Source organism: Kitasatospora sp. NPDC005751 (genome assembly GCF_040630835.1).
GTDB lineage: Bacteria > Actinomycetota > Actinomycetes > Streptomycetales > Streptomycetaceae > Kitasatospora.
The window spans coordinates 1-23,478 of the sequence record NZ_JBEXYC010000079.1; the positions used below are offsets into that span (position 1 = coordinate 1).

General features: G+C 73.8%; 21 protein-coding genes and 2 pseudogenes. 13 read left to right on the forward strand and 10 right to left on the reverse strand.

Going from position 1 to position 23,478, the window contains the following annotated elements:
• Positions 1-132: 132 nt before the first annotated feature.
• The 5 genes from ABZ497_RS33965 to ABZ497_RS33985 form a co-directional block, all read right to left on the reverse strand.
• Entirely contained in the window at positions 133-573 is a 441-nt protein-coding gene (locus ABZ497_RS33965) for a PPOX class F420-dependent oxidoreductase (RefSeq protein ID WP_352296051.1), read from the reverse strand.
• Between the two features lie 60 nt (positions 574-633).
• The gene (locus ABZ497_RS33970) at positions 634-2,244 is read right to left on the reverse strand and encodes a cytochrome bc complex cytochrome b subunit (RefSeq protein ID WP_359811279.1); all 1,611 of its coding nucleotides are present in this window, start codon (positions 2,242-2,244) and stop codon (positions 634-636) included.
• A gap of 230 nt (positions 2,245-2,474) precedes the next feature.
• Complete coding sequence (locus ABZ497_RS33975) at positions 2,475-3,995, reverse strand: MFS transporter (protein WP_359811282.1); 1,521 nt, start codon at positions 3,993-3,995, stop codon at positions 2,475-2,477.
• A 131-nt stretch (positions 3,996-4,126) separates the two neighbouring features.
• Positions 4,127-4,792: a TetR/AcrR family transcriptional regulator gene (locus ABZ497_RS33980; protein WP_359811284.1), complete on the reverse strand. Its 666-nt coding sequence runs from the start codon at positions 4,790-4,792 to the stop codon at positions 4,127-4,129.
• Between the two features lie 135 nt (positions 4,793-4,927).
• Positions 4,928-5,485 (reverse strand): GNAT family N-acetyltransferase, encoded by a 558-nt coding sequence (locus tag ABZ497_RS33985; RefSeq protein ID WP_359811286.1) that lies wholly within the window; start codon positions 5,483-5,485, stop codon positions 4,928-4,930.
• A gap of 179 nt (positions 5,486-5,664) precedes the next feature.
• On the opposite strand from ABZ497_RS33985, the gene ABZ497_RS33990 reads away from it, so the two are divergent.
• The 6 genes and pseudogenes from ABZ497_RS33990 to ABZ497_RS34015 all read left to right on the forward strand — a co-directional run bounded on the left by ABZ497_RS33990 (position 5,665) and on the right by ABZ497_RS34015 (position 11,917).
• A complete protein-coding gene (locus tag ABZ497_RS33990) occupies positions 5,665-7,011 on the forward strand; it encodes an ATP-grasp domain-containing protein (protein WP_359811289.1) in 1,347 nt (448 codons plus the stop codon).
• A complete protein-coding gene (locus tag ABZ497_RS33995; protein WP_359811292.1) occupies positions 7,008-7,859 on the forward strand; it encodes a DUF364 domain-containing protein in 852 nt (283 codons plus the stop codon). Before ABZ497_RS33990 ends, ABZ497_RS33995 begins: the two co-directional genes overlap by 4 nt.
• Positions 7,856-8,977 carry a pyridoxal-phosphate dependent enzyme gene (locus ABZ497_RS34000; RefSeq protein ID WP_359811294.1) on the forward strand — a complete coding sequence of 374 codons (1,122 nt, stop codon included), beginning with the start codon at positions 7,856-7,858 and terminating at the stop codon, positions 8,975-8,977. The genes ABZ497_RS33995 and ABZ497_RS34000 overlap by 4 nt, the downstream gene beginning before the upstream one ends.
• Positions 8,974-10,026 (forward strand): dipeptide epimerase, encoded by a 1,053-nt coding sequence (locus ABZ497_RS34005; RefSeq protein ID WP_359811297.1) that lies wholly within the window; start codon positions 8,974-8,976, stop codon positions 10,024-10,026. Before ABZ497_RS34000 ends, ABZ497_RS34005 begins: the two co-directional genes overlap by 4 nt.
• A gap of 52 nt (positions 10,027-10,078) precedes the next feature.
• A pseudogene (locus tag ABZ497_RS34010) lies at positions 10,079-10,893 on the forward strand (class I SAM-dependent methyltransferase).
• 235 nt (positions 10,894-11,128) lie between these two features.
• Positions 11,129-11,917: a VOC family protein gene (locus ABZ497_RS34015; RefSeq protein ID WP_359811299.1), complete on the forward strand. Its 789-nt coding sequence runs from the start codon at positions 11,129-11,131 to the stop codon at positions 11,915-11,917.
• A 67-nt stretch (positions 11,918-11,984) separates the two neighbouring features.
• Here the strand turns inward: ABZ497_RS34015 and ABZ497_RS34020 are convergent, their stop codons facing one another.
• Together ABZ497_RS34020 and ABZ497_RS34025 are read right to left on the reverse strand one after the other, a co-directional pair.
• On the reverse strand, positions 11,985-12,446 hold the full coding sequence (locus tag ABZ497_RS34020) for a hemerythrin domain-containing protein (RefSeq protein WP_359811301.1): 462 nt from the start codon (positions 12,444-12,446) through the stop codon (positions 11,985-11,987).
• 118 nt (positions 12,447-12,564) lie between these two features.
• Complete coding sequence (locus ABZ497_RS34025) at positions 12,565-13,158, reverse strand: TIGR03086 family metal-binding protein (RefSeq protein WP_359811303.1); 594 nt, start codon at positions 13,156-13,158, stop codon at positions 12,565-12,567.
• Positions 13,159-13,377: 219 nt separating this feature from the next.
• On the opposite strand from ABZ497_RS34025, the gene ABZ497_RS34030 reads away from it, so the two are divergent.
• Both ABZ497_RS34030 and ABZ497_RS34035 read left to right on the forward strand, forming a co-directional pair.
• On the forward strand, positions 13,378-13,950 hold the full coding sequence (locus ABZ497_RS34030) for a DoxX family protein (RefSeq protein WP_359811306.1): 573 nt from the start codon (positions 13,378-13,380) through the stop codon (positions 13,948-13,950).
• Positions 13,951-14,406: 456 nt separating this feature from the next.
• Entirely contained in the window at positions 14,407-16,908 is a 2,502-nt protein-coding gene (locus ABZ497_RS34035) for a collagenase (RefSeq protein ID WP_359811322.1), read from the forward strand.
• Positions 16,909-16,998: 90 nt separating this feature from the next.
• On the opposite strand, the gene ABZ497_RS34040 is transcribed toward ABZ497_RS34035, so the two are convergent.
• Positions 16,999-17,760, reverse strand: a complete 762-nt coding sequence (locus ABZ497_RS34040) for a protein phosphatase 2C domain-containing protein (protein ID WP_359811308.1) — start codon at positions 17,758-17,760, stop codon at positions 16,999-17,001.
• Between the two features lie 261 nt (positions 17,761-18,021).
• On the opposite strand from ABZ497_RS34040, the gene ABZ497_RS34045 reads away from it, so the two are divergent.
• From ABZ497_RS34045 to ABZ497_RS34060, 4 genes are all read left to right on the forward strand, one after another.
• Positions 18,022-19,128, forward strand: a complete 1,107-nt coding sequence (locus tag ABZ497_RS34045) for an LLM class flavin-dependent oxidoreductase (protein WP_359811311.1) — start codon at positions 18,022-18,024, stop codon at positions 19,126-19,128.
• Complete coding sequence (locus ABZ497_RS34050; RefSeq protein ID WP_359811314.1) at positions 19,125-19,757, forward strand: FMN reductase; 633 nt, start codon at positions 19,125-19,127, stop codon at positions 19,755-19,757. Before ABZ497_RS34045 ends, ABZ497_RS34050 begins: the two co-directional genes overlap by 4 nt.
• A gap of 288 nt (positions 19,758-20,045) precedes the next feature.
• Entirely contained in the window at positions 20,046-21,164 is a 1,119-nt protein-coding gene (locus tag ABZ497_RS34055; RefSeq protein ID WP_359811316.1) for a Dyp-type peroxidase, read from the forward strand.
• Positions 21,161-21,979, forward strand: a complete 819-nt coding sequence (locus ABZ497_RS34060; RefSeq protein ID WP_329486974.1) for a family 1 encapsulin nanocompartment shell protein — start codon at positions 21,161-21,163, stop codon at positions 21,977-21,979. Before ABZ497_RS34055 ends, ABZ497_RS34060 begins: the two co-directional genes overlap by 4 nt.
• On the opposite strand, the gene ABZ497_RS34065 is transcribed toward ABZ497_RS34060, so the two are convergent.
• Positions 21,976-22,563: a hypothetical protein gene (locus ABZ497_RS34065; protein WP_359811319.1), complete on the reverse strand. Its 588-nt coding sequence runs from the start codon at positions 22,561-22,563 to the stop codon at positions 21,976-21,978. The two genes, ABZ497_RS34060 and ABZ497_RS34065, sit on opposite strands and share 4 nt — an antisense overlap.
• Entirely contained in the window at positions 22,560-22,928 is a 369-nt protein-coding gene (locus tag ABZ497_RS34070) for a PadR family transcriptional regulator (RefSeq protein WP_329486972.1), read from the reverse strand. The genes ABZ497_RS34065 and ABZ497_RS34070 overlap by 4 nt, the downstream gene beginning before the upstream one ends.
• A 390-nt stretch (positions 22,929-23,318) precedes the next feature.
• Between ABZ497_RS34070 and ABZ497_RS34075 the strand changes: the two are divergent.
• Positions 23,319-23,478: pseudogene (locus ABZ497_RS34075) on the forward strand (electron transfer flavoprotein subunit beta); the annotation flags it as partial.

Genomic DNA, 23,478 nt, shown 5'->3' on the forward strand with positions numbered 1-23,478 from the left:
CCAGGCCTGGGAGACCCGGGTGTGGAAGGCGAAGACGAGGGCGGTCGTGGGGTCGGCGAGCTGCCAGCCCTCCGTCTCCTCGGTGGGGACCGAGGCCGGTCCCGGCACCGCCGTCGTCCGCCTCGCGGCCTCTCAGTTCGGGCAGTACGACGTCGGCAGCTGCCACTCCGGCCCTACCAGCCGCTGCTCCACCCGGCTGAGCGTGATCCGGATGCCGACCGTCCCCGACAGGCCGAGCCGGAACCGGCTGCGGGCCAGTGCGATCAGGGCGGTCATGCCGTACTTGTTGATCAGCGAGGTGCGGTAGCGCGCGGTGTCGTCCGGGTCGCAGACCGTCGCCCGCGCGGGCAGCTGGCGCCCGGTCGGGCGCCCGTGGGCGTCGCAGGGGCCGACCAGCACCCGGGGGTGGCGGCGGATCCGCTCGGCCTCGCCGGAGTGGGCGGGGGTCCAGATGCCGAGCGCCGTGCCGTCCGCCACCACCCAGATCGCCGAGCGCAGCCGGCTGCCGTCCTCGTCGAAGGTGGTGAGCAGGAGGTATCTGGTGTCGGCCAGCCGGTCGGTACGGTCGTGCACGATGTCCTCCCTGTCCAGGGGCCGGGCGCGGTCCGTTGCCGCGGCGCCGGAGCTGGCGGCTCAGTGACCGTGGCCGCCGGTGATCTCGTGGTACTCCTCGGCGGTAGGCCGGGGGATCCTGGCGCCCTCGCCGTGCAGTCCGCGGGAGAGCCTCGCGCGGACGCGGGTGAGCGCGCCGACCGGGTGGGCCACCCCATTCTCGTCCACCGGGGCCGGTAGTTCGAGGGGGCGGGGCTGCTCGTGGGCGGTCAGCCGGTGCAGTTCCGCCGGCGCGAGCGGGGCGTGCGCCTCGGTGAACTCGCCGTGCGGCAGCCGCCTGATGAGGCCCGTCTCCCGGCCGTGCAGCACCTTGTCCCGGTCGCGCCGCTGGAGGCCCAGGCACCACCGCTTGGTGATCACGAAGACCACCACCGGCACCACGAAGAACCCCACCCGGACGGCGTAGGTGATCGAGTTCAGCGACAGGTGCAGACGGGTGGCGACCAGGTCGTTGCTGCCGCCGATCAGCATCACCAGGTAGAGCGCGATCCAGGCCGCGCCGAGTGCGGTGCGCACGGGGGCGTTGCGCGGGCGGTCCAGGAGGTGGTGCTCGCGCGCGTCCTCGGTCAGCCAGGACTCGACGAAGGGGTAGACCGCGATCGCGCCGAGGATCACCGGGAAGAGCGTGAACGGGATCAGCACGCCCAGGTTGAGGGTGTGCCCCCACAGGCCGACCTCCCAGCCGGGCATCACCCGGATCAGCCCCTCGGCGAAGCCCATGTACCAGTCCGGCTGCGCGTCGGTGGACACCTGGTCGGGGCGGTACGGGCCGTAGGCCCAGATCGGGTTGATCGAGGCGACGGCCGCCATCAGCGCGATGATGCCGAAGACCAGGAAGAAGAACCCGCCGGCCTTGGCCAGGTAGACCGGCATCAGCGGCATGCCGACGACGTTCTGCTCGGTCCGGCCGGGGCCCGCCCACTGGGTGTGCTTGTGGTAGAAGACCAGGATCAGGTGCGCGACCAGCAGGCCGAGCATGATGCCGGGGATCAGCAGCACGTGGACGGTGAAGAACCGCGGCACGATGTCGTGACCGGGGAACTCGCCGCCGAACAGGAACGTCTGGACGTAGCTGCCCACCAGCGGGAGGGCCAGGACCACGCCCTCGACGAAGCGGATGCCGGTGCCCGAGAGCAGGTCGTCGGGCAGTGAGTAGCCGAAGAAGCCGTCCAGCAGGCCGAGGAAGAGCAGCAGGAAGCCGAACAGCCAGTTGATCTCGCGCGGCTTGCGGAACGCCCCGGTGAAGAACACCCGCATCATGTGCACGAACATCGCCGCGACGAACACCACGGCCGCCCAGTGGTGGATCTGCCGGATCAGCAGCCCGCCGCGGACTTCGAAGCTGATGTCCATCGTCGAGGCGTAGGCCTCCGACATCGGCACGCCCTTGAGCGGGACGTACGAGCCGTCGTAGATCACCTCGCCCATGCCGGGCTTGAAGAACAGCGTGAGCCAGACGCCGGTCAGGATGATGATGACGAAGGTGTAGAGGCAGATCTCGCCCAGCATGAAGGACCAGTGGTCCGGGAAGATCTTGCGCACGTTCGCTCTGGCCAGGGTGTAGACCCCCAGCCGGCCGTCCGCCCAGTCGGCGGCCCGCCGGCCGCGTCCGGGGTTCTGATTCCGGGTCATTTCCACGCACCTCGGTCCATGAAGCGGGGATCGTTCCCCGCTTCGAGCTGGGACCAGAGTAAACGGGGCCAGCTCCCCGTTTCTACCCGGGGTGCCGCTGTCGCCTCCACGGCGACCCGGAATCGGCGAGCGCGCCGGAAACGGCGAGTGCCCCGGAAACGGCGAGCGGCCCGCCCGGTGTCGAAACACCGGACGGGCCGCTACGCACCCTTTGTGTGTACCCCGGAGGGTCAGTGCACCAGCACCGGCACCTCGTTGCTCTCCACCGCACCCGACCCCGTCGCCGCCTGGTCGGGGCGACCGGCGTTGATCAGGGTGAAGGCGATCGCCGCGGCGGCGACCAGGATGCCGAAGGACCACCAGATCGCGGTCGAGAAGCCGTGCACCATGCCCTGGAACTGCGCCGCCTGGGCCGCGGCCGGGCTGGTCACGGCGGTGGCGTGGGAGGCCAGCCAGGTCGCCGTGGCGCTGGCCGCGATGGTGTTCAGCAGCGCGGTGCCGATGGCGCCGCCGACCTGCTGCGAGGTGTTGACCATGGCGGAGGCGACACCCGCGTCGCGGGGCTCGACACCGTGCGTGGCCAGGCTCATCGCGGGCATGAACGCGGTGCCCATGCCGAGGCCCATCAGGATCAGACCGGGCAGGATCAGCGCCGGGTAGGAGGTGTCCAGGCCGATCTGGGTCAGGATCAGCATGCCGACCGAGGCGACCAGGAAGCCGGGCGCCATCAGGTAGCGGGCCGGCACGCGGGTCATCAGCCGGGCGCCGATCTGGGTCGAGCCGGTGATCATGCCCGCCACCATCGGCAGGAAGGCGACGCCGGTGAGCACCGGACTGTAGCCGAGCACGATCTGCAGGTAGTAGGTCAGGAAGAGGAAGAGGCCGAACATGCCGATCACGGCCAGGCCGAGCGACAGGTAGACCCCGCCGCGGTTGCGGTCCAGGACGACCCGCAGCGGCAGCAGCGGCGCCTTGACCTTCATCTCGACCACGGCGAACGCGGCCAGCAGCACGGCGGCGGCGGCGAACAGGCCCAGCGTGGTGCCGGAGCTCCAGCCGTCCGACTCGGCGCGGGTGAAGGCGTAGACCAGGGAGACCAGGCCGGTGGTGACCAGCAGCACGCCGGGGATGTCCAGGCGGTTGCGGTTGCGGCCCTGGGCGGGCTCGCGGATCACCATGACGGCGCCGACGGCGGCGACCACGGCGAACGGGATGTTGACGAAGAAGGTCCAGCGCCAGTTCATGTACTCGGTCAGCAGGCCGCCGAGGATCAGGCCGATCGCGCCGCCACCGCCGGCGATGGCGCCGTAGATGCCGAACGCCTTGGCGCGCTCCTTGGCCTCGGTGAACATCACGGCCAGCAGCGAGAGCGCGGCCGGGGCGAGCAGGGCGCCGAACACGCCCTGCAGGGCGCGGGCGCCGAGCAGCATGGCGGTGTTGGCGGCGGCGCCGCCCAGCGCGGAGGCGAGGGCGAAGCCGGTCAGGCCGACCACGAAGGTCCGCTTACGGCCCCACAGGTCGGCGATCCGGCCGCCGAACAGCAGCAGGCCACCGAAGGCCAGCGCGTAGGCGGTGATCACCCACTGGCGGTTGCCGTCGGTGATGCCGAGGTCCTTCTGGGCCGACGGCAGGGCGATGTTCACGATGGTGGCGTCGAGGACGACCATCAGCTGGGCGAGGCCGATGAATATCAGGGCCTTCCAGCGCCGCGGATCGGGCTGGGTGGCCGGCAGGGCGTCGGTTTTTGGCATGGGAGTACTCACTTCGGGGTGCGGTGCGTACGGATCAGGGGAAAGTCGGGCGTGCGGGCGGGCACGGTCGGCCCCGGCCGCCGGTGCGGCAGTGGACCGGCGGGCCGTCGGTCAGCGCTCGGCGCTGCGGGTCAGTGCTCGGGGTGGAAGTCCTCGAAGGTCGCGGCCCGGCCGGGCAGGGTCGAGCGGGCGGGCGCCCGCAGGCCGTCCAGGAACAGCTGCAGGTGCCGGTGGACGAAGCCGTCCAGGAACTGGCAGGAGGTGCCCGGCAGGGGGCGGGTGAGCTGGCTCATCGCGATGAACAGGTCACCGGGGTCGACGTCCGGCCGCAGTTCGCCGGCCTCCTTGGCGCGTGCCATGAGGTCGTCGACGGCGGTCACCAGTCGCTCGCGCGCGTCCATCAGGTTCGGATCGAAGGGGTCGACCCGGTTGGTGAGGATCGGGCACAGGGCGCCCATCTTCTCCTCGACCGTGGCGTGCGCGAACCGCTGGAGGGCGTCGAACGGGCCGGAAGCCTCCGCCGTCGCCGATTCGGCGATGGCCAGGATACGGCCCTTGATGAGCAGCGCCACCTCGCGGATCAGCGCCGAGCGGTCCGGAAAGTTCCGGTACAGCGTGGCGTTGCCCACGCCGGCCCGCTTGGCGATCTCGTCCAGCGGCGCGTCCGCGCCGTGCTCGACGAGGGCGTCCCGCGCCGCCAGCAGGATCCGCTCACGGTTGCGAGTCGCGTCCGCGCGCAGCTTCGGCGTGCGGACGGGCTCCGCGGTGCGGGTCGCCGCGGTGACGGTGCTGCTCACTTCTCGCTCCTCCCAGCATAGCGGGGAAACTTTCCCCGTTTAGGCCTACGAAGGAGCAAACGGGGATTCGGTCCCCGGAAATTCCCCGCTGAATGTGACCTGCGTCACATCCATCCGCAGGGTGGAAGTGCGGCGTCAGACCGGCGCCGGCCGGCGCAGCGGGATCTCGAAGTGGACGGTGGCCACCCCGGGGCCGTGCTCGCCGCTCGGGCGGGCGTCGTGGACCTCCTCGGCGAGGCTGCGCCAGAACGCCTCGGCGCCCGGGACGGCGGCGTTGGTGTGCAGGTAGAGGTGCCGGTAGCCGCCCTCGTCCACGGCGAACTCGCATGCCCGGCGCACCAGCTCCCGGGCCAGTCCGTGCCGGCGGTGCTCGGTCCGGACGTAGACCCGGACCAGCTGGGCGGTGGTGCCGTCGGGGTAGCGCTCGGCCAGCTCGCGCGGGTGCGGCGGGTGGACTGGCCCGCGGGAGTGCAGTGCGGTGGTGGCGACCACCTCACCGTCCCGGGTGGCGACCAGCAGGGCGTGCCGGGGGTGGTCGAGGTAGTGCGCCTGGAGGTCGACCACGTCGGCGTGCCAGTCGGGGACGTAGCCGTAGCCGAACTCGCGGTAGAAGGTGTCCAGGATCAGCCGGCGGGCACCGGGCACGTCCTCGGGCAGGGCGTGCCTGATCGCATAGGCATCCGGACGGTCCATCGGAGGGCTCCACGGGTCGGGTCGGGGCTGGGTCCCCGTCACCGTACCTGAAAACGAATGTCATCTGACGCCCTGTCGGAGAAGCCGTGCGAGCGTGTTGAAAATGAAAACGAATGCCGTTACGGTCGCCTTCGGCACGTCGGACCGGCTTGCCGCGCGCGTCGTCGAGAGGGAGATCCGTGGCGCATCTGCTGGTGATCGAAAGCTGGGTCGGCTCCATGAGCAGACTGCTGCCCAGGGCCCTGGGGGAAAGCGGCCACCGCTTCACCTTCCTCACCCGCGACCTGCACCACTACCTGCGGGAGGCGCCCACCGACGGCCCGCACCCGCTGCTCGCCGCGGAGAACGTGCTCACCGCCGACACCAACGATCCCGCCGCCCTGCTCCCGTACGTCGAGCGGCTGCACGGGGTGCTCGGCTTCGACGGGGTGATCTCCTCCTGCGACTACTACCTGCCGCTGGTCGCCCGGGTCGCCCGCCGGCTCGGGCTGCCCGGGCCGTCGCCCGAGGCCGTCGCCGCCGCCTGCCGCAAGGACCTCACCCGCCGCGCGCTCGCCGCGGCCGGCGTCCCCGGGCCCGCGTACGCGCTCTGCGCCGACCGGGAGCAGGCCCTGGCCGCCGCCCGGGAGCTCGGCTTCCCGCTGGTGGTCAAGCCGGTGGACCTCTGCGCCGGGATGCTCGTCCGCGCGGTCGCGGACGAACGCGAACTGGCCTCCGCGCTCCGGGCCCTGGAGGCCTTCCCGGTCAACGCCCGCGGCCAGCGCCGGGCCCCCGTCGTCCTGCTGGAGGAGCTGCTGACCGGCCCGGAGGTCAGTGTCGAGACCGTCTGCGCCGACGGCGACACCGTGGTGGTCGGGGTCACCGACAAGAGCGTTGGCGGTGCGCCCGCCTTCGTCGAGACCGGCCACATGTTCCCCGCCGTGCTGAGCGCCGAAGACACGGCCGCCGCGGCCGGGACGGCCGTCGCCGCGCTGGCCGCCCTCGGCCTGGACCGGGTCGTCGCGCACACCGAGATCAAACTGACCCCGACCGGGCCACGGGTGGTGGAGGTCAACCCCCGCCCGGCCGGCAACCGGATCACCGAGCTGGTCCGCCGGGTCACCGGCGTCGACCTCGCCGCCGCCTGCGTTGACCTCGCGCTCGGCCGCCGTCCCGACCTGACCGTCCACCGCACCGGGGTCAGCAGCGCCGCGATCGCCTTCCTCGTCCCGGCGGAGGGGCAGACCGGCCTGCTGGAGGGCTTCGAGGGCGAACCGGCCGTCCGGCGTGACGGCGCCGTGGTCGAGCTGGCCCTCGCCGCCCCCGGGCGCGACGTCCGGCCCGCCACCAGCAACAACGAGTACCTCGGCCATGTGATGACCACCGACACCGGCGGCACCGGCGCCCGCCGGGAGGCCGAGCGGCTGATCGCCGGGCTGACCCCCCGCTACACCGCCGACGGCCCGGACGCGGGGCCCGCCGGGTCGAAGGGCCCGCCCGCACCCCTCCGGTCCGACCGCGCCGCCGGGGCGGCGGTGTCCGGATGACCACCACCCTCCCCGGTACGGCCCTGGACCGGATCGCCGGGCGGGCCCGCGCCGGAGCGTACGGGCCTGACCCGGCCGGGCAGCGGATCGCCCTCGCCTTCACCACCACGCAGGCCGTGCGGCACGCCGGACGCGCCCGCGGCTACCGCAACGAGGTACTCAGCCTGCGCCTCGGCGCGGCCGTCGGCTCCTGCGCGGTCGAACCCGGCGAGCTGCCCGCCGAGGCGCTCACCGACTGCGTCGGCGCGTCCGTCGCCGAACTGCTCGACCACCCGCTCGTACCGGTCCGGGTCGCCGCGCTCGACGCCTACCTGATGCGTTGCCGCCCGCACGGCCCGGCCCACGGCGCCCGGCCGGTGACCGTTCCGGCCGGTGACTCGCTGGCGAAGTCCCGGGCCCGGGCGCGCGCCGTCGTCGGCCTGCTCCCGGCCGCGACGACCGGCCGGGTGCTGGTCGTCGGCGTGGTCAACTCCCTTCTGGAGCAGCTTCGTTCGCGCGGCCTCGGGTACCTGGCCTGCGACCTCGTCGGCGGCACCACCGAGTGGGGCGAGAGCGTCCACCCCGACGCGTCCGCCCGGCTCGACGAGTGCGACGCGATCCTCGCCTCCGGCATGACCCTCGGCAACGGCACGCTCGACCCGCTGCTCGCGCACGCCCGCGCCACCGGCAAGCCGCTGGTGCTCTTCGCCCAGACCGGCAGCGCCGTGCTGCCCCGGCTGCTCGGCGACGGCGTGAGCGCCGTCAGCGCCGAGCCCTACCCCTTCTTCTGGCTCGACGGCGGCCCCAGCCCGCTCCACCTGTACGGCGGGCACCCGCCGGCCGGCCGGGCGGACGGCGGTGGCCGGTGACCACGCTGCTCGCCCCCGCGGCCCTCGGCAACCCCGACCTGCTGCCGCTGCTCGGCCGCACCCCGCTCGCCCGGATCAGCACCCCGCTGCCGCACCCGCACCCCGGCTTCTGGGCCAAGCTGGAGGGCCTCGGCGCCGGCGGGATGAAGGCCCGGTCCGCCGTCGCCATGCTCCGCGGCGCCCACGAACGCGGTGAACTCCGGCCCGGCGCCACGGTGGTGGAGTCCACCTCGGGCACCCTCGGCATCGGCCTCGCCTTCGCCGGTCAGGCCCTCGGCCACCCCGTCGTCCTGGTCGGCGACGCCGAACTCGAACCGTCCATGCGCCAGTTGCTCCACTCCTACGGCGCCCGGCTGGAGCTCGTCGACCGGCCGGCCCGGTACGGCGGCTGGCAGGCCGCCCGGCTGGCCCGGCTGCGCACCCTGCTCGACCAACTCCCCGGCGCCTACTGGCCGGACCAGTACAACAACCCCGACAACGCGGCCGGCTACCGGGCGATGGCCCGGGAGATCACCGCCGAGCTCGACCACCTGGACGTGCTGGTGTGCAGCGTCGGCACCGGCGGCCACAGCGCCGGGCTGGCCGAACCGCTCCGCCGCCGCTGGCCGGCCCTGCGGATCATCGGCGTCGACTCGGTCGGCTCGACCATCTTCGGCCAGCCCGCCCGGCCCCGGCTGATGCGCGGACTCGGCAGCTCGATCCACCCACGCAACGTCGCCCACCAGGCCTTCGACGAGATCCACTGGGTCGGCCCGGCCGAGGCCGTGGACGCCTGCCGCAGGCTGGCCCGCGGGGCCTTCGTCAGCGGGGGCTGGAGCACCGGCGCCGTCGCCCTGGTCGCCGCCTGGGCCGCCCGGGTGCAGCCGGGCGCCGCCGTCGCCACCGTCTTCCCCGACGGTCCGCACCGCTACCTGGGCACCGTCTACGACGACGCGTTCTGCCGGCGGCACGGGCTGGGGGCGGAGCACGCCGCGCCGCGCCCGATCGAGATCCCGCACCCCGCCGCCGTCGAGGTCACCGGCTGGGCGCGCTGGCGCACCGGGCACGGCGGCCCGGCCGTCCGCCCCGACCGCCCGGCCCTCCCCGACCCCACGGACCGCCCCGGGGAGGGCCGATGAGGCTCGACGTACGCACCGTACGGCTCCGGCTCGCCGAACCGCTGCGGATCTCCCGCTCGGTGACCGCCGAGCGCGACGCCGTCCTGGTCGCCCTGCGGTACGACGGCCTCACGGGCCGCGGCGAGGCCGTCGCCAGCGGCTACCTGCGCCAGCCCACCGAGCTCATCCGGCGTGAACTCGCCGAGCTGCGACCGGCGTTGGAGCGCCTGCCGGATCCGGACCAGGCGCTCGCCGAACTCCGCCGCGGCGCCGCCCCGTTCAAGGAGCTGTCGGCCGGGGTGCTGGCCGCCGTCGAGGCCGCCCTGCTCGACCTGGCCGGCCGGCGGGCCGGTGAGCCCGTCCACCGGCTGCTCGGCCGGCCGGAGCCGGTGGCCGTCGCCACCGCCCGCACCATCGGCATCGAGCCGCCCGACCGGGCCGCGGACCGGGCCGCCCGGCTGGCCGCCGCCGGGTTCACCGTGCTCAAGGTCAAGGCGGGCTCCGCCGATCCCGCGGACGACCTCGCCCGGGTCCGCGCCGTCCGCGAGGCCGCCCCCGGGGCCGGGCTGCTGCTCGACCCCAACGGCGCCTGGACGGAGGAGCAGGCCCACCGGCTCCTCCCGGCCTTCGCCGCCGTCGGCGTCGAGGCCGTCGAGCAGCCGATCGCCCCCGGCCGTCCGGACGCGCTGGCCGCCGTCGCCGAACGCTCACCGGTCCCGGTGATCGCCGACGAGGACGCCGTCGGATACGAGGACGCCTGCCGGCTCGCCGGGCGCGTCCACGGGGTCAACCTCAAGCTCGCCAAATGCGGCGGCGTGCACCAGGTGCTGCGCATCCGGGCGGCCCTGCGGGGCAGCGGCACCGAGCTGATGCTCGGCTGCCTCGTCGCCAGCTCGCTCGGCATCGCCCCGGCCGTCCACCTCGCCGACCGGGCCCGCTGGATCGACCTGGACGGGCACCTGCTGCTCGCCCACGACCCCTGGCAGGGCATCGGCGGCAGCGACGGCGTCGTCCGCACCCCGGCCCGGGCCGGGCTCGGCGTCCGCCCGGCCCCGGCCGCCGGGCGATGACGCGCCACCGGCCGCCGCCCGCCCCCGCCCGCCCACTCCCCAGCGAGGCCCGATGACCGGCCACAACCTGCTCACCGACACCCCGGAGCTCTACGAACTCCGCTTCCCCGACCCGGGGTTCTCGCCGCCCGGTGGGCCGAGTCGGTGCTCCGCGAGCACCGCGCCGGGCCCGAGGTGCTCGACCTCGGCTGCGGTACCGGCCGGGACGCCGGCTGGCTGCACCGCGCCGCCGGGCGGGCGGTGACCGGCGTCGACAGCTCGGAGGCGATGATCCGGCACGCCCGCACCCACCACCCCGGGCCCGCCTACCACGTCGGCGACATGCGGACCTTCCGCCTGCCCGGCCGCTTCGACGCCGTCCTCTGCCTGGACAGCGCCCTCCTCTACTGCCACACCAACGAGGACCTCGACGCGCTGTTCGGCCGGCTCCGCCGCCACCTGCGCCCGGGTGGCCTGCTGGTCGCCGAGCTGCGCAACGGTGCCTTCTTCCTCGGCCGCACCGACCTCCTCGACGCCCCGCGCACCGACCGCGTCACGCACGACGGCGTCACCCACACCTCGCACACCGTGCTCCGGATCGACCACGCCGCCCAGCTGCTGCGCCGCACCCGGACCTGGACGAGCGACGACGGCGCCCCGGCCGTCGTGCAGCACTCGGCCTGGCGGCTGCTCTTCCCGCAGGAGCTGCGCGGTCTGCTCGCCGCCCACGGCTTCACCGTCCTCGACCTCTACGACCGGCCCGGTCCGCGCACCGAACCGCCCTGGACCGAGGGCGCCCGGCCCGCCGACACCGCGGCGGACGACCGCCTCCACCTGGTCGCCCGGCTCCAGGGCCCGGTCGGCGACCGGCGGGGGAGGCGCCGGTGACCGCACCCGCCCGCCGGCCGACCCGGCCCGCAGGACCCGAGCGGCGCCGTCACGCCGGGTAGCCGCCCGCGCCCGGGCGGTAGCCGCACGCCCGGCGGCCCGCGCGAGCGCCGTCGCCCCTGCGCGCCGCGGCGTGCCCGGGTCGGCATGTCGGCCTAGGCTGAACCCGCCCGGGCGGCCGGTAGGCCGTGGGAGTCGGGAGGGGCCCGGCGGCCGGGCGCCGAGGAGGTGCGCGATGGGCAGCGGTGAGACCGCCAAGGTGCGCTGCGTGGCGGCCGTTCCGTGCTGGGTGAGCCTGATGGCGCGTGATCTCGACGCGGCGAAGGCGTTCTACGGGCCGCTGCTGGGCTGGGAGTTCCAGCCCGGACCGGACCGCTTCGGCCCGTACGTGCACGCGGTGGCCGGCGGCGAGGCGGTGGCCGGTCTGGGGGTCGCCGGCGGTGCCTGGCAGATGCCCGTGGCGTGGACCAGCTACTTCGGGACGGAGAGCGCCGATGCCGCCGCCGACGCCGTCCGTGAGCGCGGCGCGACCCTGGCGGTGGGCCCGCTGGCCTTCGACGCCGGGCGGGTCGCGTTCGCCGCGGACCCGGCGGGCGCGGTGTTCGGGATCTGGGAGGGCCCGCTGGGCCGGGCCCGGCGCCTGGACCTGCCGGGCGCGCCGGTCTGGATCGAGCTGCGCACGCCGGACCCGTTCGCGGCCGCGCTCTTCTACGGCGAGGTGTTCCGCTGGGACGGCCGCGATCCGGAGCACTTCGAGGTGCGCTGGGAGCACGACCGGGTGGTGCTGCGGGCCGAGGGCCACAGCGTGGCGGCCCTCGCCAGGGAGCAGGCGGGCGGCCCGACCGGGCTGTCACCGCACTGGGAGGTGTCGTTCTCGGTGCCGGACACCGACGCGGCGCTCGCCCGGGCGGAGGAACTCGGCGGCTCGGGCCTCGGGGCGGCCTTCGACTCGCCGTACGGGCGGGTGGCCCGCCTCCGGGACCCGGAGGGCGGCCGCTTCGCGGTGATCAGTCCGAAGGCCTGAGGCCCGCACCGCCGTAGGGCCGCCGGGCGCCCTCGGGCCCGCGGCGGGCCCTGACCGGCCGGCGCGGCTACGGCCCCGGCTCGGCTGCCTCCCGCCGCCCGGCCCGCAGCCGCTCGCCGAGTTCGGCCCGGCCGGCGGCCGGCAGCGCCTTCCGGGCGAGCGGGAAGACCTGCTCCTCCTCCACCGCCAGATGCCGGCGGACGGCGTCGGCGAGGCCCTGGTACAGCGTGGCGAAGGCCGGCTCACCCGGTCCGACCCCTTGCAGGTCGGAGAGGTACTGGCCGATCGCGAGGTGCTGGTGGATGCTCGTGAACACCACCGCCCCGCCGTCCGGCACATCGTGCTGGACGACCGGGAACAGGTACTCCTCCTCGGCGGCGCAGTGGGCGAACAGCAGGTCGGTCAGCTGCCCGACCAGCTCGCCGCGCTCGGGCGCGCCGTCCGGCGCGGCCTCGATCCGGGCGAGCAGCTCCGTCACCGCCCGGTGGTCGGCGGTGAACTCGCCGAGGATGTCAGGCCTGCGGCTCATGGCGCGCCCGCCTCTCGTCCGGTGATCCCCCCGAACACCTCCAGTATCCGGCGTCCGGCACCGGTCGGGCCGGTCGTACCACCCCGGGTGACCGGCCGGGGACCCTGGGTGTCACGGGTCAGGGGCGGTCGCGGCGGCCGGCGAGGGCGAGCAGCCGGGTCTGCGGGCTCGCGCCGTCCGGCACCGGCAGCGGCGGGTCGAACACTCCGCTGCCGGAGAGGTCCCCGTACCCGGCCAGCTCGCCGAGCGCGAACTCCACCAGGCCGTCCGGCAGCCGGGTGCCCCGGCCGATCGCCTCGGCGAGGTCCCAGGTGTGGACGACGGTGTCGGCGGTGAGCTGGTCCAGGTAGTACTGACCGGAGGCGTCGCCGAACGAGAGGTGGACGGTCAGCTCGGTGGCGCCGGGCACCTCGAACGCGGTGCGGGCGGCCTCGGCGGCGGCCGTCCAGGCGGCGGCCGGGTCGGCGCCGAGGACATCGCCGTCGAACCGGCCGCCGACCTCGGAGACGGTCGAGCCCATCAGCAGCTCGGGCACCCAGAGCTGCTCGCCGGTGAGGTGGTTGACGAGGTCCCGCACCGACCAGTCGGTGCACGGAGTGGGCGCGTCCCACCGGTCGGGCCCGACCAGCCGGACGCGCTCGCCGAAGGCCGCCAGCGCCTCGGCGTACGGGGTGCCGGGCCGGGCCGGTCGCTGGAATTCCGTGTGAGCCATGCCTCCACCCTGCCCCGGTGCCCGGCCGGGCGCGACCGGTTGCCACGTACCGGTCGGCCGGTCCGCGTGCCCGTTCGCTCACTCCGCACTCGCGCCGGTTGTTCAAATTCGAACTCCCAGGTACGGTCGAACGGCGACGGTTCGAATTTGAACGACCGGTTCGTCCGTAACCGTCCGTGACCCTTTTGCTTCGACCGACCCCGATCGATGGAGACGCGCATGCCGAGCACCAGCCCGAGCACGACCGCCCCCACCACCGCCACCGTCCTCCCGGGCCGGGTAGCCCCCGAGCCCGCGCTGACCTCGCCGCACGCCTATGACGCGGGCCTGCTCCTGCTGCGCCTCGCGCTCGGCCTGACCATGGCCGCGCACGGCAGTCAGAAGCTGTTCGGCTGGTTCGGCGGCGGTGGCCTCGACGGCACCGGTCAGTTCTTCACCATGAGCGGCTACCCGGCCGGCGACGCCATGGCCGTGGTCGCCGGCCTCACCGAGACCTTCGGCGGCCTCGCGCTCGCCGTCGGCCTGCTGACCCCGCTGGCCGCGGCCGCCATCCTGGGCACCATGGTCAACGCGCTCGCCGTCACCTGGGGCGGCGGCTTCTTCGCGCCCAAGGGCAGCGAGTACGAGCTGCTGCTCACCGCCGGCGCCGCCGCGCTCGCCCTGACCGGGCCCGGCCGGTACGCCGTGGACCGCTTCCTGCCCGTCCTGCGCGCGCACCGGCTCGCGTACGGCGCGGCCGCGGTGGTGGTCGGCCTGGTCACCGCCGGCGTCATCCTGCTGCTGCGCAAGTGATCCGCCCGGGTCCGGGGTCCGGGGGGCGGACCGCCCGATCCGTCCGACCTGCCTGACCTGCCCGGACCCGCGGGGCCGTCCGGCCCGCACGGTGACGTGCGCGGCTGCCGGCCGCTCAGCTCCCGGTAGGAGAACGGCCGTTGGGCCGAGGAAGTCGATTCCTCGGCCCAACGGCCGTTCGTCGTCACCGGTCCGGGGAGTCTGCCCGGGGGTCCGGCCCGAAGGCCGGTGTCCAGGGGCTTCACACGTCATGTGATGTATGCCATTGTACATGTCACACTCCCCACCGTGTGCACGACGGAGCCGCCCCACGGCGCCGTCGCAACGGTCCTCACTCCCGTCAAGGCCGCGTCTCCCCAGCGCGGTTGAAGAAGGCCCGGAGGCCCCCACGTGAGAACCGCACGACCTTTTTCACCACTGCCTCAGTTGGCCAGGCTGGTGACGATCGCCCTGGCGATGCTCCTGGCGCTCGGCCTGTTCGCCCCGCGCGGCCAGGCCGCCCCTGCCCCGGTCCCGCCGCAGCCCGGCGGCGCCCCGTCCGCCACGGCGGCCGGTCCGGCCCCGCAGCCCGGCATCGGCGCCGCCGCGCAGGGCGACGGCCAGAACCGGTCCGTCCCCGCCAGTGACCGCGCCCCGCTCTCGGCCACCGCGCCCGCGGACGCCGCCTCGACGGGGGCGGCCGCCACGTCGGCCAAGTCCGCCGGGCAGCAGTCCGCCGCCGTGACCGCCGCGGCCTGCAACGTCGGCGACTTCACCAGCCGCACCGGCAGCGCCCTGGTCCAGCAGATCAAGTCCGCCGAACTCGGCTGCGTCAACCAGCTGTTCACGCTCACCGGCACCGACGCCAACAAGGCCTTCCGCGAGGCGCAGATGGTCACCGTGGCCAACGCCCTGCGCGACACCGCCGCCGCCTACCCCGGCAACAACACCACCTCCGCCGGACAGTTGGTGCTCTTCCTGCGCGCGGGCTACTTCGTGCAGTGGTACCACCCCGCCGACGTCGGCACCTACGGCACCGCCCTGCAGGCCGCGATCCGTGGCGCGCTGGACACCTTCTTCGCCAACTCCCACTCGCGTGACGTGAGTTCCGACAACTCGGGCACGCTGGGCGAGGCCGTCGTACTGATCGACAGCGCGCAGGAGAACGTCCGCTACCTGTACGTCGTCAAGCGCATGCTGGCCGACTACAACGCCGCCACCCACAACCCGGCCGGGATGGGGAACGCCCTCAACGGCGTCTTCACCGTGCTGTGGCGCGGCCACCAGATCCCCGCCTTCGTCTCGGCCGTCCAGGCCGACCCGAGCGTGCTGGACTCGCTGTACGGCTTCGCCGGCGCCAACAACGCCCTGCTCGGCGGTGACTACGGCTTCCTGGTCTACAACGCCACCCGCGAGATGGGCCGCTTCCTCCAGTACGCCCCGCTGCAGGCCAAGGACCGCCCGCTGGTCAAGGGCCTGGTCGACCAGTCATCGGTCGGCGGCCGCACCGCCTACCAGTGGGCCGCCGCCGCCGAGATGACGGCCGCCTACGACGCCGCCAACTGCTCGTACTACGGCACCTGCGACGCCGCCAACCGCCTCAAGGCGGCCAATCTGACGGTCAGCTACACCTGCAGCCCGAGCATCAAGATCCTCGCCCAGGCCCTGGACTCCACCCAGCTGTCCACCGCCTGCACCAGCCTGACCGGCCAGGACGCCTACTTCCACTCCGTGGTCCGCGACGGCGGCCCGGTGGCCAACGACCGGAACACCACCATCGAGGTCGTGGTCTTCCACGGCCGCTTCGACTACGGCGTGTTCGCCGCGATCATCTACGGCATCAACACCAACAACGGCGGCATGTACCTGGAGGGCGACCCGGCCGCGGTCGGCAACCAGCCGCGCTTCCTCGCCTACGAGGCCGAGTGGGTGCGTCCGGACTTCCAGATCTGGAACCTCAACCACGAGTACACCCACTACCTGGACGGCCGGTTCGACATGGCCGGCGACTTCAACGCCGGGATGACCACGCCGACCGTCTGGTGGGTCGAGGGCTTCGCCGAGTACGTCTCCTACTCGTACCGCAAGGTGTCGTACGACGCGGCGATGTCCGCCGCCGGCCTGCACACCTACAGCCTGAGCACGCTCTTCGACACCACGTACGACAACGCCGACCAGACCCGCGTCTACAACTGGGGCTACCTGGCCGTCCGTTACATGCTGGAGAAGCACCGCGCGGACATGGACGCGGTGCTCGCCAAGTACCGCGCCGGGGACTGGAACGGCGCCCGCGGCTACCTGACCTCCACCATCGGCACCCGCTACAACGCCGACTTCGACGCCTGGCTGACCGCCTGCGCGGCCGGCTCCTGCGGCACCGGCACCGACCCGGGCGGCAACCAGGCGCCCACGGCGGCCTTCACGACCGCGACCGGCGAGCTGAGCGTCACCTTCGTCGACCGCTCCACCGACAAGGACGGCACGATCGCCTCCCGCGCGTGGAACTTCGGTGACGGCACCACCTCCACCGCCGCCAACCCGACCAAGACCTACGGCGCGGACGGCACCTACACCGTCACCCTGACCGTGACCGACGACAAGGGCGCCACCGCGAGCACCAGCCGGGCGGTCACCGTCTCGCGGATGCCCGAGTGCTCCGCCGCCGACACCCGCCTGCTCGACCGGAACTGCCGGCGGAGCAACCTGGCGGCGACCACCGGCAACTACGCCCACTTCTACCTCTACATCCCGGCCGGGACGAAGCAGCTGAAGCTGACGAGCACCGGCGGCACCGGCAACGCCGACCTCTACTTCAACACCGCCTCGTGGGCGTACACCAACGCCTACACGGCCCGGTCGGTCAACGCCTCCAACAACACCGAGACCCTCACCATCGACAACCCGCCCGCGGGTTACGTCTACGCCAGCCTCTACGCCCAGCAGGGCTTCGGCGGCGCGAACATCAAGGCCGAGTTCTGATCGGCCCCGGATGACCGGAGGCCCCGGGGGAGCGCGTGCGGCGCTCCGCCGGGGCCTCCCGCGCGGGCCCGGCGGCGGCTCGCGCCGGGGCTACCCGGCGACCCGGACCAGGGCCATCGTGATGTTGTCCGGCCCGCCGGCCTCGATCGCCGCCCTCCAGAGGTCGTAGACCGCGCGCCCGTCGGCCCGTTCCGACCCTTCGGCGGAGCCCGTCAGCAGCGCCGACAGCTCCTCCTCCGGCACCGGATCGGTCAGGCCGTCGCTGCACACCAGGTACCGGTCACCGGGGGCCAGTGGCATGCCGCGCACAGGCGGTTCGACGAAGGTCAGGCCGAACGAGCCGCCGAGCGACTGGGTGATCAGCGAGGTGGTCCGCCGCCCGGGGGCCGGCGGCGGACTGTCGTCCACGCTGATCCGGCGCAGGCCGTCCCGCTCCACCCGGTAGACCCGGCTGTCGCCGACGTTGAAGGCGACGATCCGCTCGGGGAGCAGCACCACACCCGCCACCGTCGTGCCCATCGCGGCGAGTTCCGGATCCTCGGCCGCCGCGGCGTACACCGCCTGGTTGCAGGACTGCAGGGCCTCCCGGACGGTCTCCTCGCCCTCCAGGCCCGGTCCGGCGGTGGCCAGCCGCCGGGCCACCAGCGCGCTCGCCACCTCGCCCCCCGGGTGCCCGCCGAGCCCGTCCGCCACCGCGACCACGCAGGGCGGTCCGGTCGGGAAGAGCAGGGTCTGCGGGTTGCCGGTCACGGTCGCGCAGAGCGTCCACGGCCCGACCGTCAGGCTGTCCTCGTTGTGTTCGCGCACCAGGCCCTCGTGGCTCAGCGCACTCACCGCGATGTAGGCCGCCATCGGCTCGCCGCCCTTCCGGGACTCCGGGTCGGCCGTCCTTGCTCCTCCCATTGTCCCGCCGACCCGGGAAACCGCCCGGTCCGCCCCGGGGCCCTCAAGGCCTGCCCGGCCCGTGTGCCGGTACGGCCCCGCACCCGTGCGGTCCTGGGCGGCCCGCGGGGCGCGCAGGGGAATACCGGCGGATCGGCCGGTGCTAAGGTGGTTGAAACTTTGACGATCGGATCCCGCGCCCCGGGATTCACCAGGAGTGTGGTGAGCAGCATGCAGTTCGGAATCTTCACCGTCGGCGACGTCACCCCCGACCCGACCACCGGCCGCACCCCGACCGAGCACGAGCGGATCAAGGCGATGGTGGCCATCGCCCGCAAGGCCGAGGAGGTCGGCCTGGACGTCTTCGCGACCGGCGAGCACCACAACCCGCCGTTCGTGCCGTCCTCGCCGACGACCATGCTCGGCTACATAGCCGCGCGGACCGAACGCATCATCCTCTCCACCTCGACCACGCTGATCACCACGAACGACCCGGTGAAGATCGCCGAGGACTTCGCGATGCTCCAGCACCTCGCGGACGGCCGGGTCGACCTCATGATGGGCCGCGGCAACACCGGCCCGGTGTACCCGTGGTTCGGCAAGGACATCCGCCAGGGCATCCCGCTGGCGGTCGAGAACTACGCGCTGCTGCACCAGCTCTGGCGCGAGGACGTGGTGGACTGGTCGGGCCGCTTCCGCACCCCGCTGCAGTCCTTCACCTCCACCCCGCGCCCGCTGGACGGCGTCGCGCCGTTCGTCTGGCACGGCTCGATCCGCAGCCCGGAGATCGCCGAGCAGGCCGCCTACTACGGTGACGGCTTCTTCGCGAACAACATCTTCTGGCCCAAGGAGCACTTCCAGAAGCTGGTCGACCTCTACCGCGAGCGCTACGCCCACTACGGGCACGGCACGGCGGAGCAGGCCTACGTCGGGCTGGGCGGCCAGCTGTTCATGCGGAAGAACTCGCAGGACGCGGTGCGCGAGTTCCGCCCGTACTTCGACAACGCGCCGGTGTACGGCCACGGCCCCTCGCTGGAGGAGTTCACCGAGCAGACCCCGCTCACCGTGGGCAGCCCGCAGGAGGTCATCGAGAAGACGCTGACCTTCCGCGAGTCGTTCGGCGACTACCAGCGCCAGCTGTTCCTGATGGACCACGCCGGCCTGCCGCTGAAGACCGTGCTGGAGCAGCTGGACCTGCTGGGAGAGGAGGTCGTGCCGGTGCTGCGCGAGGAGTTCGCCAAGGGCCGCCCGGCGGGCGTCCCGGACGGGCCGACGCACGCGGCCCGGGTCGCGGCCGAACTCGCCGCGCAGGAGGAGACGACGGAGGTGGCCGAGTGAGCGCGTACCGACTGGCGGTGGTGACCGCCGGGTTGAGCAAGCCGTCCTCGACGCGCCTGCTGGCCGACCGGCTCACCGAGGCGACGGTCCGTCAGCTCGGCGCGGCAGGCGGCGCGGTGGACGTCACGGTGATCGAACTGCGGGACCTCGCGACCGACATCGCGCACAACTTCGTGACCGGGTTCCCGGGCGCGGCCCTGCGCGAGGCGGTCGAGGCGGTGACGCGCGCCGACGGCCTGATCGCCGTGACGCCGATCTTCACCGCCTCCTACAGCGGCCTGTTCAAGTCCTTCTTCGACGTGATCGACCACGACGTCCTCGCCGGGAAGCCGGTGCTGATCGCCGCCACCGGCGGCACTCCCCGGCACTCGCTCGCCCTGGAGCACGCCGTCCGGCCGCTCTTCGCCTACCTGCGCTCGGTGGTCGTCCCCACCGCGGTGTACGCGGCGACGGACGACTGGGGCGCGACGGGGGACCGGCACACCGACGGCCTGCCGGGCCGGATCGACCGGGCGGCCGGCGAGCTGGCCACCCTGCTGGCCGGCCGCCCGCCGACGGCGGCGCCGTCACCGGCCGACACGCCGGCCGTGGTGCCGTTCGCCGAGCAACTGGCCGCCCTCCGGGCCTGACGGCACGAACGGGCGACGGCCGGAGCGGGACGAGAGCCGGAGCGGGACGAGGGGCGGGCCGAGTGGCCCGCCCCTCACGGGGGCGTCCGCCGGGCCGTGGCGCTGGGCCGGACGGGTGCGTGTTGATCGCGCCCTCATGTCCACTATGCGGTGTAATCGTACACATGATCAGATCACTGCCGGTCCGTCATGCTCCGAGCGCGGAGCCGCTCCGCCCCGCCGGCCGTCCGGTCGCGGACCGCCGGACCGGGCGGGGAAGCACGCGGGAACCCTGAGGTGGAGACCGTCATGCCGCCCGACAGCCCGAACGCGCCCGCCGGAGAGCCGCAGGCCGTCCTCACCCCGCTGACCAACGTCGCGATCTTCCTGGTGCTCACCATCGACCCCGGCGGTGAGCAGGCCGTCCGCGACCTGCTGCCCGACCTCGCCGGCCTGCGGCGCTCGGTCGGCTTCCGGGCCCCCGACGCCGGGCTGACCTGCGTCACCGGCATCGGCTCCGACGCCTGGGACCGCCTCTTCGCCGGCCCCAGACCCGCCGGGCTCCACCCGTTCCGGGAGGTGGCGGGCGCCCGTCACCGGGCCCCCGCCACCCCCGGCGACCTGCTGCTCCACCTGCGGGCCACCCGGTTGGACCTCTGCTTCGAACTGGCCGGCCAGCTCACCCGCCGGCTGTCCGGTGCCGCCACCGTCGTCGACTCCGTCCACGGCTTCCGCTACTTCGACGACCGCGACCTGCTGGGCTTCGTCGACGGTACCGAGAACCCCGAGGGGCGGGCGGCCGCGGCGGCCGTGGTGGTCGGCGCGGAGGACCCGGGGTTCGCCGGCGGCAGCTACGTCGTCGTCCAGAAGTACCTGCACGACCTCACCGCCTGGAACACCCTCCCGGTGGAGCAGCAGGAACGGGCCGTCGGCCGCACCAAGCTCACCGACATCGAGCTGGACGACGCGACCAAGCCCGCCGACTCGCACGTCGCCCTCACCACGATCACCGGCCCCGACGGTGAGGAGCGGCAGATCATGCGCTTCAACATGGCGTTCGGATCCTTCGACGGCGGCGGCGAGTTCGGGACGTACTTCATCGGTTACGCGCGCACGCCCGAGGTGACGGAGGAGATGCTGCGCAACATGTTCGTCGGCCGCCCGCCGGGCAGTCACGACCGGCTGCTCGACTTCTCCACGGCGGTGACCGGCTCGCTCTTCTACGTCCCGACCGCCGAGTTCCTCGACGGGCCGCCGGCCGCGCCCGCTCCCGCCGGCGCCCCGGCCGAGGTCACCGCCGCCAGTGCCGCCACCGCCCGTGCCGCCACCGCCAGTACCGCCACCGCCACCGCCAGTACCGCCACCGCCCCCTCCGCCGCCGACGGCTCGCTCGGCATCGGCAGCCTGAAAGGGACCCCTTCGTCATGAGCAATCTGCACCGCGACCTGGCCCCCGTCTCCGCCGCGGCCTGGGAGGAGATCGAGGAGGAGGCCCGGCAGACCTTCAAGCTCCACATCGCCGGCCGCCGGGTGGTGGACCTGAGCGGCCCCGAGGGCACCACCCTCGCCGCCGTCGGCACCGGCCACCTGACCGGCATCACCCCGCCCGCCGACGGGGTGCTCGCCCACGCCCGCGACTCCCAGCCCGTCGTCGAGCTCCGGGTGCCCTTCACCGTCAGCCGCGCCGCCGTCGACGACGTCGAGCGCGGCTCCCGCGACTCCGACTGGCAGCCGGTCAAGGACGCGGCCCGCACCATCGCCCTCGCCGAGGACCGCGCCGTCTTCGAGGGGTACCGGGCCGCCGCCATCGAGGGCATCCGCGCCGGTGCGAGCAACCCCGCGATCCAGCTCCCGGCGGATGTCCGCGAATACCCGAACGCGGTGGCGAGGGCGCTCTCCGCGCTGCGCCTCGCCGGAGTCGGCGGGCCCTACGCGCTGCTGCTCGGCGCCGACGCCTTCACCGCGGTCAGCGAGACCAGCGACCACGGCTACCCGGTGGCGGCGCACATCGCCCGGCTCCTCGACGGCGAGATCATCTGGGCCCCGGCCATCGAGGGCGCCTTCCTGCTGTCGGCCCGTGGCGGCGACTTCGAACTCGTCCTGGGCCAGGACATCTCGGTCGGCTACCTCTCCCACACCGCCGACTCGGTCGACCTCTACCTCCAGGAGTCGCTGACCTTCCGTCTCTACACGGCCGAGGCCGCCGTCGCCCTGGTCGGCCGGAGCCTGTCCGACCTGCCCTAGCGGAGCCGGGCGGCCGAGCGGACCAGCCGGGCGGCCGCCACCACCGGGAGGGCCAGGGTCACCAGGAGCGCGATCGTCACCGTGCGCGCGCTCAGGCCGCCGAGCACCACCGAGAGCACTGCCGCGACCACCGGGAGGACCAGGACGGGCGAGAGCGCGAGCAGCGTCGCCTCCCGCTTCTCCCGCCGGGACCACTGCGGGGACTTCCACAGCCGGACGAGCCCGACGACCGCGGCGACCAGTCCCAGCGGCGCCCCGATCACCGGGACGAGCGCGGCCGGCAGCGGTACGGCGATCAGGGCGGCGGTGACCGCGGTCCGCCCGCCGCTCTCCGGCACCGGCCGGTCGTCGCCCGGTTCCTCCGCCAGCGCGGCCGCCGCGATCTCGCCGGGCGCCCCCAACTGGTCCAGGACGCCGCGCACGCCGTCCCCGTCGAGGTGGCCGGCGTCCGCCAGTGCCACCTCGATGTGCTCGCGCAGGTCCGCCAGCAGCTCCCGGCGGTGGAGCTCGGGAAGCGCGGCCGTCAGCGCCTCGACCGAGGAGAGGTAGTCCCGTACGAGGGGATGGGCGAGGGTGTCCGTCACGGCGTCTCTCCAGGGGTGAGGAAGTGGTCGACGGCGGCGCGGAAGGAGGGCCAGCTCGTGGTGAACTCCTCCAGTGCGCTCCGGCCGGCGTCGGTCAGCGTGTAGTACCTGCGCGGCGGCCCGCTCTCGGAGTCCCGTAGGTGGGTGTCGGCGAGCCCGGTCCGCCGGAGGCGGGACAGCAGGGGGTAGATCGTGCCCTGGCTGGTGGCCATCACCTCGACCCGGGCGAGCTCCGCCAGCAGCTCCACGCCGTAGCGGGGTCCGTCCCGGAGCAGGGCCAGGACGCAGTACTCCAGCACCCCCTTGCGGAGTTGGCTCGCCACGGGCCCGTCCGCCGCAGGGATGCTTGCATTGCCAGCTACCATGCAAAGCAAGGTAGCACGCAGGGCGTGATGGCCGCAGCACGCCGCGAGCGTTTGGCCCGGTCGGGAGCCGCCGGACGGGTGGCCCCGGCGGAGGCCCGCCCGGAGGGTCCGGTGGATTCCGCGCGGGGTCCTGGACGATGCTCGCGGGCGCCCGGGGAGCCCTCGGGCTCGCCGGCGACGGGTGAAGGGTACTGAGTTCCTTTACGCGGGGTACTGAGTGCCGTATTCTCTGAGGCGAGCCTCTGACGCCAGTCGAAGAGAGCCGACACGGCATGCCGGTCCAGGTGGCGCCCGCTCCGCGTGCGGCGCGGCCGGGCCGGACTTGGCACTCAGTACCCTGGGCATGACCTGAGGCCATGGACCAGTGCACCCGTATCAGGAGAACCGCTCATGAGCTTGAGGATCGTTGTCTGTGTGAAGTACGTGCCGGACGCGACGGGTGACCGTCGTTTCGCGGACGACCACACCACCGACCGGGAGGGTGTGGACGGCCTTCTGTCGGAGCTGGACGAGTACGGCGTGGAGCAGGCGCTGCGGATCTCCGAGGCGC